The sequence below is a fragment of the Curtobacterium flaccumfaciens pv. betae genome, assembly GCF_026241855.1.
Lineage (GTDB): Bacteria > Actinomycetota > Actinomycetes > Actinomycetales > Microbacteriaceae > Curtobacterium > Curtobacterium flaccumfaciens.
In genome coordinates, this window is sequence record NZ_JAPJDC010000001.1 from 1432361 (window position 1) to 1451466 (window position 19106).

The 19106-nt window shown below is 72.5% G+C and carries 17 protein-coding genes; 13 read left to right on the top strand and 4 right to left on the bottom strand.

Annotation, left to right across the window (positions count from 1 at the left end; translation table 11 throughout):
* The first annotated feature begins 54 nt into the window (after nucleotides 1-54).
* The 3 genes from ORG17_RS06765 (at nucleotide 55) to ORG17_RS06775 (ending at nucleotide 2983) form a co-directional block, all read left to right on the top strand.
* A complete protein-coding gene (locus tag ORG17_RS06765) occupies nucleotides 55-801 on the top strand; it encodes a phosphotransferase enzyme family protein (RefSeq protein ID WP_027465222.1) in 747 nt (248 codons plus the stop codon).
* Entirely contained in the window at nucleotides 798-1874 is a 1077-nt protein-coding gene (locus ORG17_RS06770; RefSeq protein WP_214526371.1) for a winged helix DNA-binding domain-containing protein, read from the top strand. Before ORG17_RS06765 ends, ORG17_RS06770 begins: the two co-directional genes overlap by 4 nt.
* A 173-nt stretch (nucleotides 1875-2047) precedes the next feature.
* The gene (locus tag ORG17_RS06775; RefSeq protein WP_214526370.1) at nucleotides 2048-2983 is read left to right on the top strand and encodes a J domain-containing protein; all 936 of its coding nucleotides are present in this window, start codon (nucleotides 2048-2050) and stop codon (nucleotides 2981-2983) included.
* Nucleotides 2984-2992: 9 nt separating this feature from the next.
* Here the strand turns inward: ORG17_RS06775 and ORG17_RS06780 are convergent, their stop codons facing one another.
* A complete protein-coding gene (locus ORG17_RS06780) occupies nucleotides 2993-3355 on the bottom strand; it encodes an RNA-binding S4 domain-containing protein (protein WP_027465224.1) in 363 nt (120 codons plus the stop codon).
* Between the two features lie 33 nt (nucleotides 3356-3388).
* Here ORG17_RS06780 and ORG17_RS06785 point away from each other — a divergent pair, with 33 nt between their 5' ends.
* Nucleotides 3389-3646, top strand: a complete 258-nt coding sequence (locus tag ORG17_RS06785) for a hypothetical protein (RefSeq protein WP_301565247.1) — start codon at nucleotides 3389-3391, stop codon at nucleotides 3644-3646.
* Between the two features lie 171 nt (nucleotides 3647-3817).
* Complete coding sequence (locus ORG17_RS06790) at nucleotides 3818-4975, top strand: hypothetical protein (protein WP_214526369.1); 1158 nt, start codon at nucleotides 3818-3820, stop codon at nucleotides 4973-4975.
* Nucleotides 4976-4994: 19 nt separating this feature from the next.
* On the opposite strand, the gene ORG17_RS06795 is transcribed toward ORG17_RS06790, so the two are convergent.
* The gene (locus tag ORG17_RS06795) at nucleotides 4995-6479 is read right to left on the bottom strand and encodes a trypsin-like peptidase domain-containing protein (protein WP_250892163.1); all 1485 of its coding nucleotides are present in this window, start codon (nucleotides 6477-6479) and stop codon (nucleotides 4995-4997) included.
* A 159-nt stretch (nucleotides 6480-6638) separates the two neighbouring features.
* Between ORG17_RS06795 and ORG17_RS06800 the strand changes: the two genes are divergently transcribed.
* The 5 genes from ORG17_RS06800 (at nucleotide 6639) to ORG17_RS06820 (ending at nucleotide 10767) form a co-directional block, all read left to right on the top strand.
* Nucleotides 6639-7673, top strand: a complete 1035-nt coding sequence (locus ORG17_RS06800; RefSeq protein ID WP_214526368.1) for a FecCD family ABC transporter permease — start codon at nucleotides 6639-6641, stop codon at nucleotides 7671-7673.
* Entirely contained in the window at nucleotides 7670-8680 is a 1011-nt protein-coding gene (locus tag ORG17_RS06805) for a FecCD family ABC transporter permease (protein ID WP_214526367.1), read from the top strand. The genes ORG17_RS06800 and ORG17_RS06805 overlap by 4 nt, the downstream gene beginning before the upstream one ends.
* Nucleotides 8681-8838: 158 nt before the next feature.
* On the top strand, nucleotides 8839-9318 hold the full coding sequence (locus tag ORG17_RS06810) for an FHA domain-containing protein (RefSeq protein WP_051596676.1): 480 nt from the start codon (nucleotides 8839-8841) through the stop codon (nucleotides 9316-9318).
* Nucleotides 9318-10022 (top strand): transcriptional regulator FtsR, encoded by a 705-nt coding sequence (gene ftsR / locus ORG17_RS06815; protein WP_027465230.1) that lies wholly within the window; start codon nucleotides 9318-9320, stop codon nucleotides 10020-10022. Before ORG17_RS06810 ends, ftsR begins: the two co-directional genes overlap by 1 nt.
* Nucleotides 10023-10206: 184 nt before the next feature.
* Nucleotides 10207-10767, top strand: a complete 561-nt coding sequence (locus ORG17_RS06820) for a MerR family transcriptional regulator (protein WP_027465231.1) — start codon at nucleotides 10207-10209, stop codon at nucleotides 10765-10767.
* A gap of 762 nt (nucleotides 10768-11529) precedes the next feature.
* Here ORG17_RS06820 and ORG17_RS06825 read toward each other — a convergent pair.
* Complete coding sequence (locus ORG17_RS06825; protein WP_027465232.1) at nucleotides 11530-12342, bottom strand: ParA family protein; 813 nt, start codon at nucleotides 12340-12342, stop codon at nucleotides 11530-11532.
* 60 nt (nucleotides 12343-12402) lie between these two features.
* Here ORG17_RS06825 and ORG17_RS06830 point away from each other — a divergent pair, with 60 nt between their 5' ends.
* The 3 genes from ORG17_RS06830 (at nucleotide 12403) to ORG17_RS06840 (ending at nucleotide 16592) form a co-directional block, all read left to right on the top strand.
* Entirely contained in the window at nucleotides 12403-15813 is a 3411-nt protein-coding gene (locus tag ORG17_RS06830; protein WP_214526366.1) for a pyruvate carboxylase, read from the top strand.
* Nucleotide 15814: 1 nt separating this feature from the next.
* Nucleotides 15815-16318, top strand: a complete 504-nt coding sequence (locus ORG17_RS06835) for a peptide deformylase (RefSeq protein WP_027465234.1) — start codon at nucleotides 15815-15817, stop codon at nucleotides 16316-16318.
* Between the two features lie 142 nt (nucleotides 16319-16460).
* Nucleotides 16461-16592 carry a hypothetical protein gene (locus tag ORG17_RS06840; RefSeq protein WP_258366694.1) on the top strand — a complete coding sequence of 44 codons (132 nt, stop codon included), beginning with the start codon at nucleotides 16461-16463 and terminating at the stop codon, nucleotides 16590-16592.
* 507 nt (nucleotides 16593-17099) lie between these two features.
* Here the strand turns inward: ORG17_RS06840 and ORG17_RS06845 are convergent.
* A complete protein-coding gene (locus ORG17_RS06845; RefSeq protein ID WP_214526407.1) occupies nucleotides 17100-18941 on the bottom strand; it encodes an AMP-dependent synthetase/ligase in 1842 nt (613 codons plus the stop codon).
* Nucleotides 18942-19106 lie beyond the last annotated feature (165 nt).

Sequence of the window (19106 nt, forward strand, 5' to 3'; positions counted from 1 at the left end):
TGCCGGTACGCTGGCCCTCACGTCAACGGAGACGCAACACGCAGGAGGTTCCCCTTGGAGCGCATCACCAGGGCCGACGACCGAGTCCACCGCCCCGCCGGGCCGTGGACCCCCACGGTGCACCGGCTGCTCGCCCACCTGCACGAGCAGGGGTTCGTCGCAGCCCCCGAACCCATCGCCCTCGGTGACACCCTCGAGACGGTCTCGTTCGTCCCGGGCGTCGCGGGGGAGTACCCCTGGACCGAGGACATCGCCAGTGAGGCAGCCCTCGTCACCAGCGCCCGCCTGCTCCGCCAGTTCCACGACGCCGCCGCCAGCTTCCCGCGCAGCGCCACCGACGACCTCTGGTCGCAGGCCGACCGTGCTCCGGTCGAGACGATCGTGCACGGCGACTTCGCCCCGTACAACTGCGTCTACGACGGCATCGCCGCCGTCGGCCTGATCGACTTCGACACCGCGCACCCCGGGCCCCGAGTCTGGGACGTCGCGAGTGCCGTCTACCGGTTCGCGCCGTTCACCACCGGCGCCGTCGAGGGATCGACCGCCCCCGACCTCGACGAGCGGCTCGCACGGGCCGCCGAGTTCTGCCGCGCCTACGCCCTCGACGACCGCTCCCGGAGCGTCCTGGCCGAGACGATGATCGCGTCCCTCGTCGCGCTCGTCACGACGATCGAGCACGAGGCCGCCGCCGGCAACCCGAAGTTCGTCAGCGACCTGCAGCACGGCCACGCCGACCTGTACCGCGCCGACGTCGCCTACCTGGAGCAGCACGCCGACGCCGTCACCGCCGCCGTCGCGTGACCACCAGCCCCGCGCGGCTCCGGACGGCGCGGTTCGCGGCGCAGGGCATCGCGGCGCCCGGGCTGCGCCCCACCGAGGTCGTCGAGCGGATGCTGGCGGTGCAGGGGCAGGACCTCGGCCAGGTGCTCTGGGCCATCGGGGTCCGCGCTCCCGGATCGACGCGGGACGACGTCCGCGGTGCCTTCGACCGCGGGGAACTCGTCCGCTCGTGGCCGATGCGCGGCACCCTGCACGCCCTGCGCCCCGACGACCTGCGCCTGCTGCTCTCGCTCACCGCCGAGCGGACCCTCCGCACGATCGCCCGACGCGGCGCCGAGCTCGGCATCGACGACGCCCTGCTCGGTCGGGCCCGTGAGGCGACGATCGCGGCCCTCGAGGGCGGCCGTGCGCTGGTCCGGGACAACCTGTTCGCGGCGTACCGCGCTGCCGGCATCGACCCGGCCGGAGGTCGCGGCTACCACCTGGTCCTGCAGCTCGCGCAGGAACGCCTCGTCGCCTGGGGTCCCACCGCCCGCGTCGGGCAGGGGCTCGTGCTGCTCGACGAGTGGGCACCGGCCACCGCTGACCCGCCGGACCGCGACGAAGCCCTCCGCCGGGTCCTGCTCGGGTACCTGCGTGGCCGTGGCCCCGCGACCGAGGCCGACGCCGCGAGCTGGACGAAGCTGCCGCTCGGTGACCTCCGCCGGGCCCGGGCCGCGGCGGGGGACGCGGTCGAGGAGCTCGGCGACGGGCGCCTCGCCCTCGCCGACCGGCCGGCAGCCGGGCGCGTCCCCACCGGGCACCTGCTCCCCGGCTTCGACGAGTACCTGCTCGGGTACGCCGACCGGTCCGCGCAGCTCGACCCCGCCCACGCCGACCGGGTCGTCCCCGGGGCCAACGGCGTGTTCCTGCCGATGGCCGTCGTCCGGGGTCGCGTCGTCGGCACCTGGAAGCGCACCGAGCGCCGGGCCGAGCACCTCGTCACCGTCGCACCCTTCGGCACCCTCGACGCGTCGTCCGTCCGTGCACTCGATGCTGCGGCCGCGCGGTACGCGGCGTTCCTCGGAGCGCCGGTCGTGACCGCGGTGGTCTGACGCGACCACCTGCGGACCGTGTGCCGGCGGTCCGAGACTGCACCGGCCCTCTCCCCACCGGCACGGCCGCCCCGCCGCTGGCGCGTCGGTGCGGAACCGGCGGCGTGGGCCCAGACCGTACCCAGCAACGATGCGGCGGACTCCGACACTGCCTCCGGTAATGTCGCAGGGCCATGACGGACAGCCCGGCCGACGCCACCCCCTACGAAGTCCTCGGCGTCCCCGCGACGGCTGACGACGACGCGCTCCGCCGCGCCTACCGGCGGGCGGCCCGCGAGACGCACCCCGACCTCGGCGGCGACGCCCAGCGCTTCCGCCAGGTCCAGCTCGCATGGGAGCGCATCGGCACGCCGGAAGCCCGGCGTGCGTACGACATCGGGTCCCGGGCGTCGGCTTCGTTCGGTGCTGCCGGCTCGACCGGCCGGGGCGACACCGGTCGTGACGCCTACGCACCCCCGGCAGCGCGTCGCGACACCCGCCCACGGGCGCGGTCCCACGGACACCCCGGTGGTCGGTCGCGCGAGGTCTTCCTGCAGGCCGAGCGCGAGTGGGTCGGCCTCGGCGACCCCGTCGAGGACCCCTACGACCCCACGCTCATCCGCTCCGCACCCCGGCACATCCGACGGCTGCTCGCCGAGGCCCTGGCCGAAGAGGCGACCGCCCTGATCGTCTCCGACATGGGGATCGGCGTCACGGTGTGGCACGACCTCGACGCCGGGGCCGAGGGCAAGCTCGACCACGCCGTCCTGACCCCGAGCGGACTCTGGGCCGTCGAGTCCATCGACTGGGGCGCTCCGGTCCGCGTCGAGCACGGCGAGATCGTCGGCGAGACGCTCGCACCGGGGGAGCGACCCGTCAAGGAACTCGTCCGCGCCGCCCGCGCCGTGCAGAAGCAGACCCGGGTTCGGTTCTCCGGGCGGCTGCTCGTCGTGCCGGACGCCGCCGTCACCGAGGACGTGCAGCTCGTGGGCTCCCCGAAGAAGCCCACCGCGCTCGTCGTCCGTCGCAGTGCGCTCGCCCAGGTGCTGGGCGGCGTCTGGTCGCCGGCCGGTTCCGTCGACGTGTTCGAGATCCGCGACCGCCTGCAGCAGACCGTGCGCTTCGTCTGACCCGCTGACTCAGTAGCCGCGGAGCTTCTCGAGGTCGCGGCGCTCCCGCTTGCTCGGCCGTCCGGCCCCGCGGTCGCGCATCGGGACGAACCCGGCCTCTTCCTTCGACAGCCGCGGCGGGGTCTTGTCCTCGAAGTGCTTCGCGGCCTCGGGGGCGCTCGTCCGCTTCAGGATGATGCCGGTCACCACGACGATGCGGTCGAAGCCGTTCTGGCGCACCCGTACCTCGTCACCGGGGCCGATCGGCTGCGCCGGCTTCGCGCGCTCCCCGTTCACCCGGACGTGCCCGGCCTTGCACGCGGCAGTTGCGGCCGACCGGGTCTTGGTGATCCGGACGGCCCAGATCCAGCTGTCGACCCGGGCCTTCTCCATGCCGACACTCTAGGCGGCCCGTACCCTGGGGCGGTGCATGCGGACGAACAGGCGGCGATCGCCCGGGCCCGTGCGCTCGGGGTGCTGCACGACGCCGTGATCGGGGACCGCCTGGTGGTCCGGGCGCACCACGGGGAGGGTGCGCAGGACGCCCTCGGCGACCTGGTCGCCCGGACGCCCGCCGCCGTGACGATCGCGACCCGCCGCGGCCCGGTCGAGGTCCGGCTCGCCGACGTCGTCGCCGCGAAGCCCGTCCCGCCGCCCCCGCCCGCGCGGCCTGCGCGGCGCTGACGCGCTCGGCGCGTCTGGTGCGAGGTTCCGTCCTCCGTGCGACCACTCGTGGGTCGCACGGAGGACGGAACCCCGCACCACTCGCCCAGCACCTCGCACGGTGCGAGCCCGCCCGAGCCACCCCGGCGAGCCGCACGCCCCCGCGCCCCGCTCCCGACATACGCTCATCCCATGGCAGTCCCCGTCCCGCTCGGCACCGAGGACCGCACCGCCCGCCTCACCCTCCGCCGCCCGGACTCCTGGCGCCGCGAGGACACAGCCCAGGCGGACCTGCGCGTCACCGGCGACGACGTCGTCCTCACCGTCCGATCCCGACCCAGCGACCGCGCGATCGGCGACGAGAACACCGGCCTGCTCGCGCGGCTGCCCGGCTCGGTCGAGGGCCTGCTGCTCGTCGGCTGCGACCCGTGGACGACCGCCGGCGCCCCGGCCCGGCTGGTCGAGTACGTCCGGCCCGACGAACACGGCGACGTCGCCGGCACCCACCTGCTCTTCGTCACCGGCCGGCACCGCGTCGACCTGACGATCGAACGCCCGCTCGCCCGGCTGCTCGAGACCGACGACCTCGTGCTCGCCGTCCTCGAGAGCGTCCGCGCCACCGAGACGGTCCCGGTCCGCCCCGAGCGCGACCTCGAACCCCTGCCGGCCCCCGCCCCGACGACACCGCTCGAGGGTCCCCGGCTCAGCACGGACGCGATCGGCACCCTGCAGAGCCTCGCCGGACGCCGGTGGAACCCCACGCTCCTCCGCACCGCGGCGGGCCGCGAACTCATCGAGGCGGGCCTCGTCGGCCGGCTCGGCACGCTGCCGGAGTCGACCCAGACCCTGCTCGAACCCTGGCAGGGCGATGCCCAGCCGGTCACGCTGGAACAGCACCTGCCCGACGGTGGCGAGTCGCGCCTCCAGGCCTGGTCGCAGACCGTCGTCGACGGGACCGACGCGGCGGGCGCCGTGGTCGCGTCCGTCACGCCGGACCGGGCCGTCGCGCTGATGGCCGGGAGGCTCGGCATCGGTCCGACGTGGACCTTCCCGTTCCGCACGGGGTCGCTCCCAGGGCACCTGCTCGGCCGCAAGCTGGCCGGCGGTCCGGACGCACCGGACCTGCCGGAGGCCCTCGTCGAGGCGGACCCGCGCCTCGTGCGGTTCTGGGCTGCGCCGTGGACCGTCTCGTACCTGCGTCGACCGGGCAAGCCGAAGCCGATCACGATCGTGCGGGCCGAGGGACACGGTTTCGCGCGGGTGGGCACGACGAAGGCCGGGGAGACCGCCTTCCGGACGGACTCCCCGGCCAACGTCTACCGGTCGGTGGTGCGGGCGCTGCTGGGCTGAGCGCGCCTGGGTTCTCCCGCTACGCGGCGGGGCCGGCGGCCAGGGTGATCGTGACCGTCTTCGCGGCGCCGGTGCTGTCGGTGTAGCGGACACTCACCTTGTCGCCCACCGAGTGCGACTGGACGACCTTGGTCAGCTGGTCCGAGCTCGTCACGGCGGTGCCGTCGACGCTCGTGATCGTGTCCCCGGCGGTCAGGCCGGCGCTCGCGGCGCCGGAGCCCTCGACCGTGCCGGCGACGGTGACGCCGCCCGTGGTGCCGGTGGTGTTGCTGACCTGGACCCCGAGGAACGCGGGCAGCCCGATGGTGATCGTGCTCGACGACTCCCCGGCGAGGATCTTCTCGGCGATCGTCTTCGCGGTGGTGATCGGGATGGCGTAGCCGGTGACGTCGGCCGTGCCCGAGGACGCTGCCGTGGCCATGCCGACGACCTCGCCCTCGCTGTCCAGCACCGGTCCGCCGGAGTCACCGGAGACGATGTCCGCCGAGATCTCGATCAGCCCGGTCAGGGACTCGGTGCCGGTGCCGGACTCGCTCTGCACCTGGATGTCCTGGTCGGTCGCGGTGACGGTGCCCTCGGCGGCGACGAGGTTGCCGGTGCCCTCGGCGTTCCCGACGTCCTTGACGGTGTCGCCGGTGCTCGGCTCGCCGTCGTCGTCGAGCGTGACCGTGGACAGCCCGGAGGCGTTCTCGAGCTTCAGCACGGCGACGTCGTTGGTGGCGTCCGCCCCGACCACGTCGGCCTTGTACTCCTTGCCGGTGGTCTCGTCGGTGACGGTGATGCTCGTCGCACCCTGGATCACGTGGTTGTTCGTCAGGATCGTGCCGTCGGAGGTCAGGACCATGCCGGTGCCGGCCGCCTGCGACGACTCGTCGTAGTTCAGGACGGTGTTGATGGTCACGACGCCCTTCTTGTCGGCGGCCGTCGCCGCCGTGGCGGGGGACTGGGTCGTGCCGGTGCCGGTGTCGCTGCCGCTCCCGGTGCCGTCGCCGGGCACCGTGAAGCCGTTCGTGCCGTCGCTGCTGCCCGTGCCGCCGGTGCCGTCGGTGCCGGATCCGGTGCCGGGCAGCGTGGAGGTGCCCTGCGACTGGCTCGACGTCGTGGTCGTCCCCTGCGAGGACAGGCCGAGGGCGGTTCCACCGGCCGCACCGACGATGGCGAGCGCGGCGATGCCGGAGCCGATCACCAGCCCGAGCCGACGCGGTCGCTTCGTCGTACCGGGGTGGTTCGCGGTCGCCGCCGAGTACGCCCAGGCGTGGTTCGCGCCGGCGAGGGCCGGGCTGCCGATCAGGTAGGGGCCGCGGCCGTCCGGCGTGTAGGCGTAGGGGCCGGAGCCGTCGGGGCCGTAGAGGTAGGGACCGGAGCCGTCGAACGCGTACGCCGGGCGCAGGGAGGCCGGGTCGGCGTGCGGCGCCTCCCAGTGCATCCCGGGAGCCTGCTGCTGCGCGGCGGGGGTGCCGTTCTCGTCGTGGTCGGCGGCTGCGGGGTTCGGGGTCTCGTTCATCGGTGCTCTCCGGTCGTCCCTCGACGGCCCGGTCGGGCGTCGATGGAGACCAGTACAGAGCGCTTCCCCATGACGAGCCTATGAACGAACCCTGCGCATGCTCCGGGCTTGCTCGGGGGACGCCGAGTGGGGCTCCGGCGTTAGGGTGGCCTTACTTCCATGCCTCCGTCAACGTCCACGCCCCCGGCTCCCAGCTCCGTCCCCCGACTCGTCGGTGCGACCGTGCTGGCGGTCGTCGTCCTCGCCGTGGCGTGTGCGCTCTCGATCGCGTACGGCTCGCGGCCGATCCCGCTCGGCACCGTCCTCGACACGGTGATGCACCCCGGTCGGAGCGACGAGGTCGGGCTCATCGTGCTCGGCAACCGCGTGCCCCGCACCGTCGTCGGACTGCTCGCCGGGGCCGCGCTCGGGGTGGCCGGGGCGGTCATGCAGGGCGTGACGCGCAACCCGCTCGCCGACCCGAGCGTCCTCGGCATCAACTCCGGAGCGACCCTGGCCGTGGTGGCCGGGATCGCGCTCTTCGGCGTGAGCGGCACGGCGGCCTACCTGCCGTTCGCGTTCGTCGGGGCAGCCCTCGCCGCACTGCTCGTGTACGGGATCGCGACCGTCGCCCGTCGCGGCCTCTCACCCGTCGGACTCGCCCTCGCCGGAGCCGTGGTCGCCGCAGCGCTGTCGTCGGTCACCACCGCGGTGCTCGTGACCGACCAGAGCCTGCTCGACCAGCTGCGGTTCTGGCAGGTCGGTGCCCTCGCCGGCAAGGACCTCGGCACGGCGGGGATCATCACGGCGCCGGTGCTCGTCGGGCTGGCGATCGCGTTCGGCCTCGGTCGGTCGTTCAACACCCTCGCGCTCGGGGACGAACTCGCGGCGTCGCTCGGGCAGCGGGTCGTGCTCGTCCGCGCCGTCGGCGGTCTGGTCGCGGTGCTGCTGGCCGGGTCCGCGGTGGCCGCCGCCGGGCCGATCGCCTTCGTCGGGCTCGCCGTGCCGCACGCCGTCCGCCGGCTGAGCGGCCCCGACCACCGCTGGACCATCCTGCTGTCGGCGATCGTCGCCCCCGCACTGCTGCTCGTCGCCGACGTCATCGGTCGCGTCGTGGCGTACCCGGGGGAGCTGCAGGTCGGCATCGTCACGGCGCTCATCGGGGCGCCGGTGTTCATCGCGCTCGTGCGGTCGAGGGTGGTGCGGGGACTGTGAGGCGGCTGTTCGGTTCCGTCGGGCCGCGCTCGGGGCTTCGTCGTGAGGTCGCGGTGCTCGTCGCCGTGGTCGTGGTCGTCGTGGTGCTCGTCCTGGTCGGGCTCGGCGCCGGTTCGATCCCGCTCACCCCGGGCCAGGTGCTCGCCTCCCTGTTCGGCCAGGGGGACCGGATCTCGGACTTCGTCATCGGGCAGCTCCGCGGGCCGCGGGTGCTCGGTGCCGTCCTCGTCGGCGCCAGTCTCGGCATCGCGGGCGCGATCGTGCAGAGCGTCGTGCGGAACCCGATCGCGAGTCCCGACGTCATCGGGATCACCTCGGGGGCCAGTGCCGCCGGACTCACCGCCATCGTGCTGTTCGGTGCCAGCGGTGGAACGCTCTTCACGGTCGTGCTCGTCGGCGCGGTGGTGGTCTCGATCGTCATCGCCGGGCTCGCCTGGCGACGGGGGATCACCGGCAACCGGGTCGTCCTCGTCGGCATCGGTGTCGCGGCGATCTGCCTGAGCATCACCGGCTGGATGCTCACGAGCGGCACCGTCACCCAGGCCGGCACCGCGCTGCTCTGGCTCTCGGGCAGCCTGAACGCCGTCGACCGCGACCTGGTCGGGGTGCTCGCCATCGCGTTCGTCGTGCTCGGCGTGCCCGCACTGCTGCAGTCCGCACGCCTCCAGGTGCTGAGCCTCGGGGACGAGGTCGCCGCCGCGCTCGGACTCCGGCCGGACCGGGCGAAGGTGCTCCTGCTCCTCACCGCCGTGTGCCTGACCGCCGCAGCCGTCGCCACGGCCGGGCCGGTCTCGTTCGTGGCGCTGATGGCCGCGCCGATCGCCAGACGCCTGGTCGGCGGTGGACGGGTCGCACTCGCGCCGGCCGCAGCCGTCGGTGCCGCGGTCACGCTCGGCAGCGACCTGCTCGCCCAGTTCGTGATCCCCGGCAACGCGCTGCCGGTGGGGGTCGTGACGGGCGTCGTGGGGGCGCCGTACCTGCTCTGGTTGCTCGCGCGGGGCCGGTGACGACGGGTCGCACGAGTCGATGACTTCGGGTTCCACGGGTCGCTGACGCGGCTCGTGCGTTCGCGGATCGCGGAAGTCCCTCCACAGTCCCAGATCGGGGCTGCCGCTCGGGCCTTCGTTTCCGATACGCTGGTGGGCCAAGAGGAGGAGGTCCACCGATGCCAGATCCAGTGGTCCCGCAGCCGGGCGGTCAGAAGACCCCGGAGCAGCGGCTGGTCGACACCACGCTGACCTTCAGCATGGACATGGGCGCGGCGCTCACCGCCGAGTCCGGTGTCTCGACCGAAGAACGTGAAGCCGTCAACGCCCTGCCCTCCGGCTCGGCGTTGCTCGTGGTCCGTCGTGGCCCCAACGTGGGTGCGCGGTTCCTCCTCGACTCCGACGTCACGACGGCCGGTCGGCACCCCGACGCCGACATCTTCCTCGACGACGTCACCGTGTCGCGCAAGCACGCGCAGTTCCTGCGCCACGGCACGAGCTTCAGCGTCAAGGACAACGGTTCCCTGAACGGCACGTACTTCGACGGTGTCCGCATCGACGAAGCGCTGCTCACCGACGGGGCCGAGGTCCAGGTCGGCAAGTTCCGCCTGACGTTCTACGCATCTCGGGTCGACCTGGCGCGCCTGGCGAACGCGTAGTGGCCGCACGGTCCGCTGCGGCCCGGGCGGGGTCCGCGGCACCGGACCTGCTCACCATCGGGCAGGTCCTCGCTCGCCTCAAGCCCGAGTTCCCGGACCTGTCGAGCTCCAAGCTGCGGTTCCTCGAAGAGCGCGAGCTCGTCACCCCGATCCGCACGGCCAGTGGGTACCGCAAGTTCTCCGCTGCCGACCTCGAGCGGCTCCGGGTGATCCTCGGACTGCAGCGCGACCACTACCTGCCGCTCAAGGTCATCAAGGAGTACCTCGCCGACCTCGATGCCGGGCGCGAACCCGTGTTGCCCGGCGGAGGCGACGCGCCGAAGCCGTCGATCCTCGGACGTGAGCGTCGGTACACCCGCGACGAGACGGTCCGGGCAGCCGGAGCCTCCCCGATGCTCCTCGCCGACGCGGTCTCGGCTTCGCTGCTCCCAGCCACCGACACCTACGGCGACGACGGCGTCTCCGTGCTGAAGGCCCTGGTCGAACTGCAGCGCACGGGTATCGAACCGCGACACCTCCGCACGCTGCGCAGCACCGCCGAGCGCGAGGTCGGTCTCATCGAGTCCGCCCTCATGCCGGTCTCCCGCCGGGGCGACGCCACCTCGCGGGCCAAGGCCACCGAACTCGCGCGTGAGATCGCCGGGCACCTCGAGATCATCCGGTCGAACCTCATCCGCCAGGCCATCGGTCGTCTTGACGCATGACGCCGTCCGGTGCTCCGACAGGGCTTGTGTGTCAGTGGCCGAGGCGTATCCTCGACACGCCGGACGCGCCGGGTCGGATGTCCCGCGCGGGAGCGGTCGGAGTCGCTACCGTGGACCTCGGAACAACTCTCAACCCGTCGTTGAAGCTTCGGGTGGGAGCTCGATCGTCGTGGAAGGCAAGCTCATGAGTGGGAACGACACCCCTGGCACCGAGTCTGATGTGACCCGGTACGACCTCGGGCTGCTCTTCACCGATGGTCTGCCCGAGCACGACGAGCAGAACGGCTACCGCGGCACCGTCGCCGCACGGGCAGCCGGCATCTCGTACCGACAGCTCGACTACTGGGCCCGCACCGAACTCGTGCAGCCGACGATCCGCGGGGCCGCCGGCTCCGGGTCGCAGCGCCTGTACGGGTTCCGCGACATCCTCGTGCTCAAGCTCGTGAAGCGCCTCCTCGACACCGGCATCTCGCTGCAGCAGATCCGCACCGCGGTCAACCAGCTCCGTGAGTCCGGCGTCTCCGACCTGGCGCAGACCACGCTGATGTCCGACGGCGCCTCGGTGTACCTGTGCACCTCCGACGACGAGGTCATCGACCTCGTGTCCCGCGGCCAGGGTGTCTTCGGCATCGCGGTCGGCAAAGTCCTGCGCGAGGTCGAGAGCTCCCTGGTCGAGCTCGACGCCACCGCCGCGGCCGACCCCTCGGACGAGCTCGCCGCTCGTCGCGCTTCCCGCGCTTCCTGACCGTTCGCGTTCGGGCCCGGGTTCGGGCCCGGGTTCGGGCCCGGGTTCGGGTTCGGGTCCAACGGTCGCGAATCGCCGTGTGCGCGTCGCCGAGTGGTCACGAACCGTCGCTTGCGGCGCTCCCAACTGACAGTTGTTGACCGCTCGGGGGACAAGAGCGGTGTGTTGTGACCGCGCGGCGAGCCGGGGCCGGGCGTGTCTGCCGGAGCCGGGATGGGCCTCCCGGCGGTCTGCGCGTGGTCGCGCACCGTCGTGTGTGCCTCGCCGAGTGGTCACGAACTGTCGGCTGCGACGCTGCCGGGCGACAGTTGGTGACCGCTCGGCGGACGTAAGCGGTGTGTTGTGACCGCGCGGCGAGCCGAGGCCGGGCGTGTCTGCCGGAGCCGGGGTGGGCCTCCCGGAGTCTCCACGTTGTCACGAGCCGTCGTGTGTGCCGCGCCGAGTGGTCGCGAACCGTCGTGTGTGCCTCGCCGAGTGGTCACGAACTGTCGGCTGCGACGCTGCCGGGCGACAGTTGTTGACCGCTCGGCGGACGTGAGCGGTGTGTTGTGACCGCGCGGCGGGCCGGGGCCGGGCGTGTCTGCCGGAGTCGGGGCGGGCCTCCCGGCAGTCCGCGCGTGGTCACGAACCGTCGTGTGCGTGTCGTCGAGTGGTCACGAACCGTCGGCTGCGACGCTGTCGGCCGACAGGTGGTGACCGTTCGGCGGACGTGAGCGGCATGTCCCGCGACCGCGACCGCGACCGCAACCGCAGAGCACCGACCTACGCGGCGCCACCCTCGGCGTACGGACCGATCTTGCCGGTGCGCATGATGCGCTCGAGCAGCTGGTCGAAGTTCTTCGCCATCTCCTGCGCGGACTCGCCGGGCCAGACGTGCAGCGGCTTCGCGGCACCCTGCGCCTGCTGCAGCGACGTGCGCTCCGGCAGCTGCGGGGAGAGTACGAGCGGGCCGAACATGTCCCGGAGCTCCTTGATGCGGAACTGGTGCTCGAGCGACTGCACCCGGGCACGGTTCACGATGATGCCGAGCGGCTGCAGGCGCGGGGAGAGTCCGCGGCGGATCTCCTCGATGGCGCGCAGCGCACGGTCGGCGGCGGCGACGGAGAACAGGCCGGGCTCGGTGACGACGGTGACGCGGTCGGACGCGGCCCACGCGGTACGCGTGAGGGCGTTCAGTGACGGCGCGCAGTCGATGAGGACGAGTTCGTAGTCCTGCTCGACGTTGGCCAGGGCCTCTTCGAGCTTCCAGATGTCGCGGATCGACGGGTGCGGCCCGTCGAAGTTGATGGCCGAGGGCGATCCGACCATGACGTCGATCTTGCCCTGCGACCCCTTCGTCCAGCCCGAGGGGGCGATCGCCTGACGGACGATCTTCTCCTTCGGGTTCTCGAGGACGTCGGCGACGTTGAGGTGGCCGGCGAGGTTGATGTCGAGGCCCGTGGAGACGTCGGACTGCGGGTCCAGATCCACCACCAGCGTGCGCAGTCCCTTGGCGAACGCGGCCGAGGTCAGGCCGAGCGTCACCGTCGTCTTGCCGACACCACCCTTGAGGGAGCTCACGCTGAGTACATGCACGTTGAGCAACGTTACCGCCACTAGGGTTGTCTCACCTCAACCCGGGCTGAAAGGGACGTCGTGTTCACGAAGATCCTCGTTGCGAACCGTGGCGAGATCGCCATCCGCGCGTTCCGTGCCGCCTACGAGTTGGGGGCCCGTACGGTGGCCGTCTACCCGTACGAAGACCGGAACTCCCTGCACCGCCTCAAGGCCGACGAGGCCTACCTGATCGGGGAGCGGGGCCACCCCGTCCGGGCGTACCTGGACGTCTCCGAGATCATCCGCGTCGCCCGCGAGTCGGGGGCCGACGCGATCTACCCGGGGTACGGGTTCCTGTCCGAGAACCCCGAGCTCGCCGCGGCAGCAGCCGCGAACGGCATCACCTTCATCGGTCCGGGCGAGCACGTGCTCGAGATGGCCGGCAACAAGGTCACCGCGAAGGAGCACGCGATCGCGGCGGGGGTCCCGGTCCTCGCGAGCACCCCGGCGAGCCGCGACATCGACGAACTGATCGCCGGCGCCGACGCGATCGGGTTCCCGGTCTTCGCCAAGGCCGTCGCCGGTGGTGGTGGCCGTGGCATGCGCCGGGTGGAGACGAAGCCCGAGTTGCGCGACGCCCTCGAAGCAGCGATGCGCGAGGCCGACAGTGCCTTCGGCGACCCGACGATGTTCCTCGAGCAGGCCGTCATCCGTCCGCGCCACATCGAGGTGCAGATCCTCGCCGACGCGACCGGCACCGATGCGGGCACGATCCACCTGTTCGAGCGGGACTGCTCGGTGCAGCGGCGCAACCAGAAGGTCGTCGAGATCGCGCCGGCGCCGAACCTCGACCCCGCGATCGCGCAGGCGCTGCACCGCGACGCCGTGGCCTTCGCCCGGTCGATCGGGTACGTCAACGCCGGCACCGTGGAGTTCCTGCTCGACACCGAGGGCGAGCGCGAGGGGCAGCACGTCTTCATCGAGATGAACCCGCGCATCCAGGTCGAGCACACGGTCACCGAAGAGGTCACCGACGTCGACCTGGTGCAGTCGCAGATGCGCATCGCGGCGGGGGAGACCCTTGCCGACCTCGGCCTGTCCCAGGACACCGTCGCCGTGCACGGTGCCGCGCTGCAGACCCGCATCACGACCGAGGACCCGACGCAGGGCTTCCGTCCGGACACCGGCCGGATCAGCACCTACCGCAGCCCCGGCGGTGCCGGCGTCCGGCTCGACGGCGGCACGGTCGCCACCGGCGCACAGATCAGCCCGCACTTCGACTCGATGCTCGCGAAGATGACGTGCCGCGGCCGGGACTTCCCGGCGGCGGTGTCCCGGGCCAAGCGCGCCCTCGCCGAGTTCCGCATCCGCGGCGTCAGCACGAACATCCCGTTCCTGCAGGCCGTACTCGAGGACCCGGACTTCGCCCGCGGCGACGTCTCGACGAAGTTCATCGAGGAACGCCCGCAGCTCTTCGGCGGCCACGTCTCGAAGGACCGCGGCACGAAGGTGCTCACCTGGCTCGCCGACGTCACGGTGAACAAGCCGAACGGTGAGCGGTCGCCGCTCGTCACCGACCCGGCCGACAAGCTCCCGGCCACCGACCTGACGTCCCCGGTGCCCGAGGGGCAGCGCGACCGCCTGCTGGCGATGGGTCCGGCCGAGTGGTCGAAGGCACTGCGCGCCCAGACGGCCCTCGCCGTGACCGAGACGACGATGCGGGACGCCCACCAGTCGCTCCTCGCCACCCGGGTCCGCACGAAGGACCTCGTCGCCGTCGCACCGCACGTGGCGCGGCTCACCCCGCAGCTGCTCAGCGTCGAGGCCTGGGGTGGTGCCACGTACGACGTCGCACTCCGGTTCCTCGGTGAAGACCCCTGGGAGCGCCTGTCCTCGCTGCGCGAAGCGATGCCGAACATCCCGATCCAGATGCTGCTGCGCGGCCGCAACACCGTCGGGTACACGCCCTACCCGACCGAGGTGACCGACGCCTTCGTCGACGAGGCGGCTCGGTCCGGCGTCGACGTCTTCCGCGTGTTCGACGCGCTGAACGACGTCAGCCAGCTGCGTCCAGCCCTGGAGGCCGTGCTCGCGACCGGCACGGCCGTCGCCGAGGCGGCGCTCTGCTACACCGCCGACCTCCTCGACCCCGCCGAGGACCTCTACACGCTCGACTACTACCTCCGCCTCGCGGAGCAGATGGTCGAGGCCGGCGCGCACGTCATCGGCATCAAGGACATGGCGGGGCTCCTCCGTGCCGGTGCCGCCGAGAAGCTCGTCACCGCCCTGCGTGAGCGCTTCGACCAGCCCGTGCACGTGCACACCCACGACACCGCCGGCGGCCAGCTCGCGACCCTGCTCGCCGCCTCGCGCGCCGGGGCCGACGCCGTCGACGTGGCCGCAGCACCCATGGCCGGCACGACCAGCCAGCCGAGCATGTCCGCCCTGGTCGCCGCACTGGCCCACACCGAGCGCGACACCGGTCTGTCCCTCGACGCCGTCGGTGACCTCGAGCCGTACTGGGAGTCGGTCCGTCGCGTGTACGCCCCGTTCGAGTCCGGGCTCGCCGGTCCGACCGGGCGTGTCTACAAGCACGAGATCCCCGGCGGTCAGCTGTCGAACCTCCGGCAGCAGGCGATCGCCCTCGGGCTCGGCGACCGGTTCGAGCAGGTCGAGGACTGGTACGCCGAGGCGAACCGGATCCTCGGGCGCCCGACCAAGGTCACGCCGTCGTCGAAGGTCGTCGGCGACCTCGCCCTGCAGCTCGCCGCGGTCGGTGCCGACCCGGTCGACTTCGAGCAGAACCCCGACAAGTACGACATCCCGGACTCCGTGGTCGGGTTCATGGCCGGCGAGCTGGGCGACCTGCCCGGCGGCTGGCCCGAGCCGTTCCGCTCCAAGGTCCTGGCCGGTCGCGAGGTCCGACTCGAGATCACCCCCGTGCCCGCGGACGAGCGTGCGCACCTCGAGACCCCCGGACCCGCGCGCCAGCAGGCCCTCAACCGCCTGCTCTTCCCGCAGCCGACGCAGCAGTTCCAGCGCGTGCGGGAGCAGTACGGCGACCTGTCCGTCGTGCCGACCGTCGACTACCTGTACGGGTTGCGCCCCGGACAGGAGCACAGCGTCCCGCTCGGCAAGGGCGTCGACCTGTTCGTCGGGCTCGAGGCGATCGGCGAGGTGGACGCCAAGGGCATCCGCACGGTCATGGCGACGATGAACGGGCAGCTCCGCCCGGTCGCCGTCCGCGACCGTTCGGTCGAGGTCGAGACGAAGGCGGCCGAGAAGGCCGACGCGTCCGACCCCAAGCACGTGGCCGCGCCGTTCTCCGGCGTGGTGACGCTCAAGGTCGCCGTCGGTGACGTCGTCGAGGCCGGTACGCCGGTGGCGAGCATCGAGGCGATGAAGATGGAAGCGGCCATCACGGCGCCCGTGTCGGGCACCGTCGGCCGACTCGCGATCCCGGTGACCCAGCAGGTGGACGCCGGCGACCTCCTGGTGGTGCTGCAGTAAATTGACCGTTCGTCCCATCCGCCTGTTCGGCGACCCCGTCCTCCGCTCGCCGGCCGACCCGATCCGCCCCGAACTGCTCGGGAGCGCCGGGGTCCGTGACCTCGTGCAGGACCTCATCGACACCGTCAAGGAACCCGGACGTGCCGGAGTGGCCGCGCCCCAGATCGGCGTCGGACTCCGTGCGTTCTCGTACAACGTGGACGGCGAGGTCGGCTACGTCCTCAACCCCGAGATCGTCGAGGTGTCCGGGGAGCCTGAGCTCATGGAAGAAGGGTGCCTCTCCGTCCCGGGGCTCGGCTACCCGACGCGTCGCTCCCCGTACGCGAAGGTGCGGGGTGTCGACGTCGACGGCGACGAGGTCGTCCTCGAGGGCACGGGCCTGATGGCCGAGGCGCTCCAGCACGAGTGCGACCACCTTGACGGGACCGTCTACGTGATGACGCTCGACCCCGAGATCCGCCGTCAGGCGCTGCGCGACATCCGCGCGCAGGACTGGTTCCACTGAGTGCTCGCACAGGCCCGCGTTCGCCGGCTGTGAACAGTGGTGTGACACCCCCACGGGGGATTGTCGCTTTGTCCTGACGAGGGGGTACCGTGCTGCTGTCGGCCTCCCACCGACGACCATCCCATCCCCCCAGGACTCCCGCATGACCAGTCAGAACGACGAGCTCAGCTCGCACCGCACCCGCACCAACCGTCGACCAGCCGAGACCACCGTCACGACCGGTTCGACCGCCGTCCTCGACGCCCCCGCGACGGAGCAGTCGCAGGAGGCCTGAGCCCCGCAGGCGCCCCGGCGCCCGCTGTACGGCCTGGAGGCCCGGATCACGTCCGACGGACGTGATCCGGGCCTCCAGGCTGTTGCGTGCACACCCGCGCGTACCTGGCGGATTCGGGCGTACCTGGTCGAATGAACCGACCCGGTACGCCCGAATCGGCCCGGTACGCCCGAATCGACCCGGTACGCCCGGGACGACCCGGTACGCCCGAATGGACCCGGCACGCCCGCTGCTCGTCGGTCACGGGTCGGCTCCGCGTGTACCTGGCGATTCGGGCGTAGCTGGTCGGAAGAAACGACCCGGTACGCCCGAAACGACCCGGTACGCCCGAAAGCTGCCAGCCGACCGCGCGGTAACCGCCTGGAGGCCCGGCGCCAGTCCGGCGGACCGGCACCGGGCCTCCAGGCGGTCGCGTCTCCGACTTGCGCCCACCTAGCGGAATCGGGCGTTCCTGGTCGGAAGAAACGACCCGGTACGCCCGAAACGACCCGGTGCGCCCGACGGGCGCTACGCGCGGTTGCGCCGCCGACCCTCGATCACCGGGGTCGCCGTCGTCTGCACCTTCGACCCGGAGTAGATGTGGTCGATGTCGGCGGCGAAGTCCTTCAGGATGACCGACCGCTTGATCGTCAGCTTCGGCGTGAGGTGCCCGGAGGCCTCCGTCAGGTCCGTGTCGAGGATCGTGAACGACCGGACCGACTCGGCGCGGGAGACCCGGCCGTTGGCGGCGTCGATGGCCTCCTGGACGGCGGAGAGCACGCGCTCGTCGTACGCGGCCTCGTGCCCGCTCAGCGCCGGGGCGATCCCGCGGGACTCGCACCAGCCGGGCAGCATCTCGCGGTCGAGCGTCACGAGCGCGGCGACGAACGGCTTGCCCTCGCCGACGACCACGACCTGGCCGATGAGCGGGTGCTCGCGGATGCCGTCCTCGAGCGGTGCCGGGGCGACGTTCTTGCCGCTCGCGGTGACGATGAGCTCCTTGGCGCGTCCGGTGACCGTGAGGACCCCGTCGGCGTCGAGCCGGCCGAGGTCACCGGTCCGGAACCAGCCGTCGGCGAAGGCGTGCTCGGTCGCCTCGTCGTTCCGCCAGTACCGGTCGAAGACGTCGACGCCGCGGATCAGGATCTCGCCGTCGTCGGCGATCCGGACCTCGATGCCGGGCAGCGCGCGGCCGACGGTCCCGATGCGGAGTTCGAGGGCGCGGTTGACCGTGGCGGGTGCCGTGGTCTCGGTCAGGCCGTAGCCCTCGAGGATGAGCACCCCGATCGAGCGGAAGAAGTGCGAGAGCCGCGGGGAGAGGGGTGCCGACCCGCTGACGGCGTACCCGACCCGGCCGCCGAGGGCGTCGCGGAGCTTGGCGTACACGAGCCGGTCGAACAGCTTGAACTTCAGGCCGAGCAGGAACGGCACCCTGCCGGCTGCGAGGGCCTCGGAGTGGGCGACCGCGGTGTCGGCGGCCGCGCGGAAGATTCTGCCCTTGCCACCGAGGTCGGCCTTCTGCTCCGCTGAGTTGTAGATCTTCTCGAATACCCGGGGGACCGCGAGCAGGAACGTCGGCTTGAAGGTCGACACCGCGCGCATCAGGTCCTTGGTGTCCGGCTCGTGGCCGACGAGGACGCCGGCGGACACCGACATCGCGGCGATGAACCGGGCGAAGACGTGGGCGAGCGGGATGAACAGCAGGGTCGAGGCGCCGTCGGCGACGACCTCGGGCATCGCCTCGCTCGCGCCCTCGACCGTGGCGGTGAAGTTGTCGTGCCGCAGGACGCAGCCCTTCGGTCGGCCGGTGCTGCCCGAGGTGTAGATGATCGTGGCGTCGTCGTGGCCGTGCACGTTCGCGGTCCGGGCGTCGAGTTTGTCGTCGGTGACGTCCTCGCCGAGCCGGGTCAGGTCGTCGAGGCCGCCGCCGTCGATCGTCCAGTGCTGGCCCAGGGAGGGCAGGTCGGGTGCGATGGAGGCGACGCGGCGCGCGTGCTCCTCCTGCTCGACGACGATCGCGACCGACTCGGAGTCGGACAGGATCCAGCGCACCTGGTCGGGAGAGCTCGTCTCGTACACGGGCACGGACACGAGGCCGGCTGTCCACAGGGCGAAGTCGACCAGGGTCCACTCGAGCCGCGTCCGCGACAGGATCGCGACGTGCGCGCCCGGTTCGAGCCCAGCGGCGACGAAGCCCTTGGCGATGCCGCGCACCCGGGCGAGCGTCTCCGCCGCGGTGAAGGTCGTCCAGGTGTCACCGTGGCGCTGGGCCAGGATCGGACGGTCGGGCGTCAGGCGGACACGGTCGCCGAGCAGCCGTGCCGCCGAGCCGTGGTCCGGGGCGACGGGACCGCCGTGGGCCGCGGACACCGGGTGGTCCTGGGCCGGGGCGGTCGGTGCGGCCGGGGTGGCCGGTGCGGCCGGTGCGGCCGCGGTGGCCGGACCGGCGCCGGCACCGGCGCCGGCGCCGGGGGGTGTGGCGTGCCTGCCGGCCGACGGTGTGGTCCCGGTGGCGGCGCTGCCAGCGGTGGACGT

Bases quoted from the DNA above. Each gene is read 5' to 3' on its own strand.
- ORG17_RS06775 (WP_214526370.1), top strand. From the start codon at position 2,048: ATGACGGACAGCCCGGCCGACGCCACCCCCTACGAAGTCCTCGGCGTC.
- ORG17_RS06780 (WP_027465224.1), bottom strand. From the start codon at position 3,355: ATGGAGAAGGCCCGGGTCGACAGCTGGATCTGGGCCGTCCGGATCACC.
- ORG17_RS06790 (WP_214526369.1), top strand. From the start codon at position 3,818: ATGGCAGTCCCCGTCCCGCTCGGCACCGAGGACCGCACCGCCCGCCTC.
- ORG17_RS06795 (WP_250892163.1), bottom strand. From the start codon at position 6,479: ATGAACGAGACCCCGAACCCCGCAGCCGCCGACCACGACGAGAACGGC.
- ORG17_RS06800 (WP_214526368.1), top strand. From the start codon at position 6,639: ATGCCTCCGTCAACGTCCACGCCCCCGGCTCCCAGCTCCGTCCCCCGA.
- ORG17_RS06810 (WP_051596676.1), top strand. From the start codon at position 8,839: ATGCCAGATCCAGTGGTCCCGCAGCCGGGCGGTCAGAAGACCCCGGAG.
- ORG17_RS06820 (WP_027465231.1), top strand. From the start codon at position 10,207: ATGAGTGGGAACGACACCCCTGGCACCGAGTCTGATGTGACCCGGTAC.
- ORG17_RS06840 (WP_258366694.1), top strand. From the start codon at position 16,461: ATGACCAGTCAGAACGACGAGCTCAGCTCGCACCGCACCCGCACCAAC.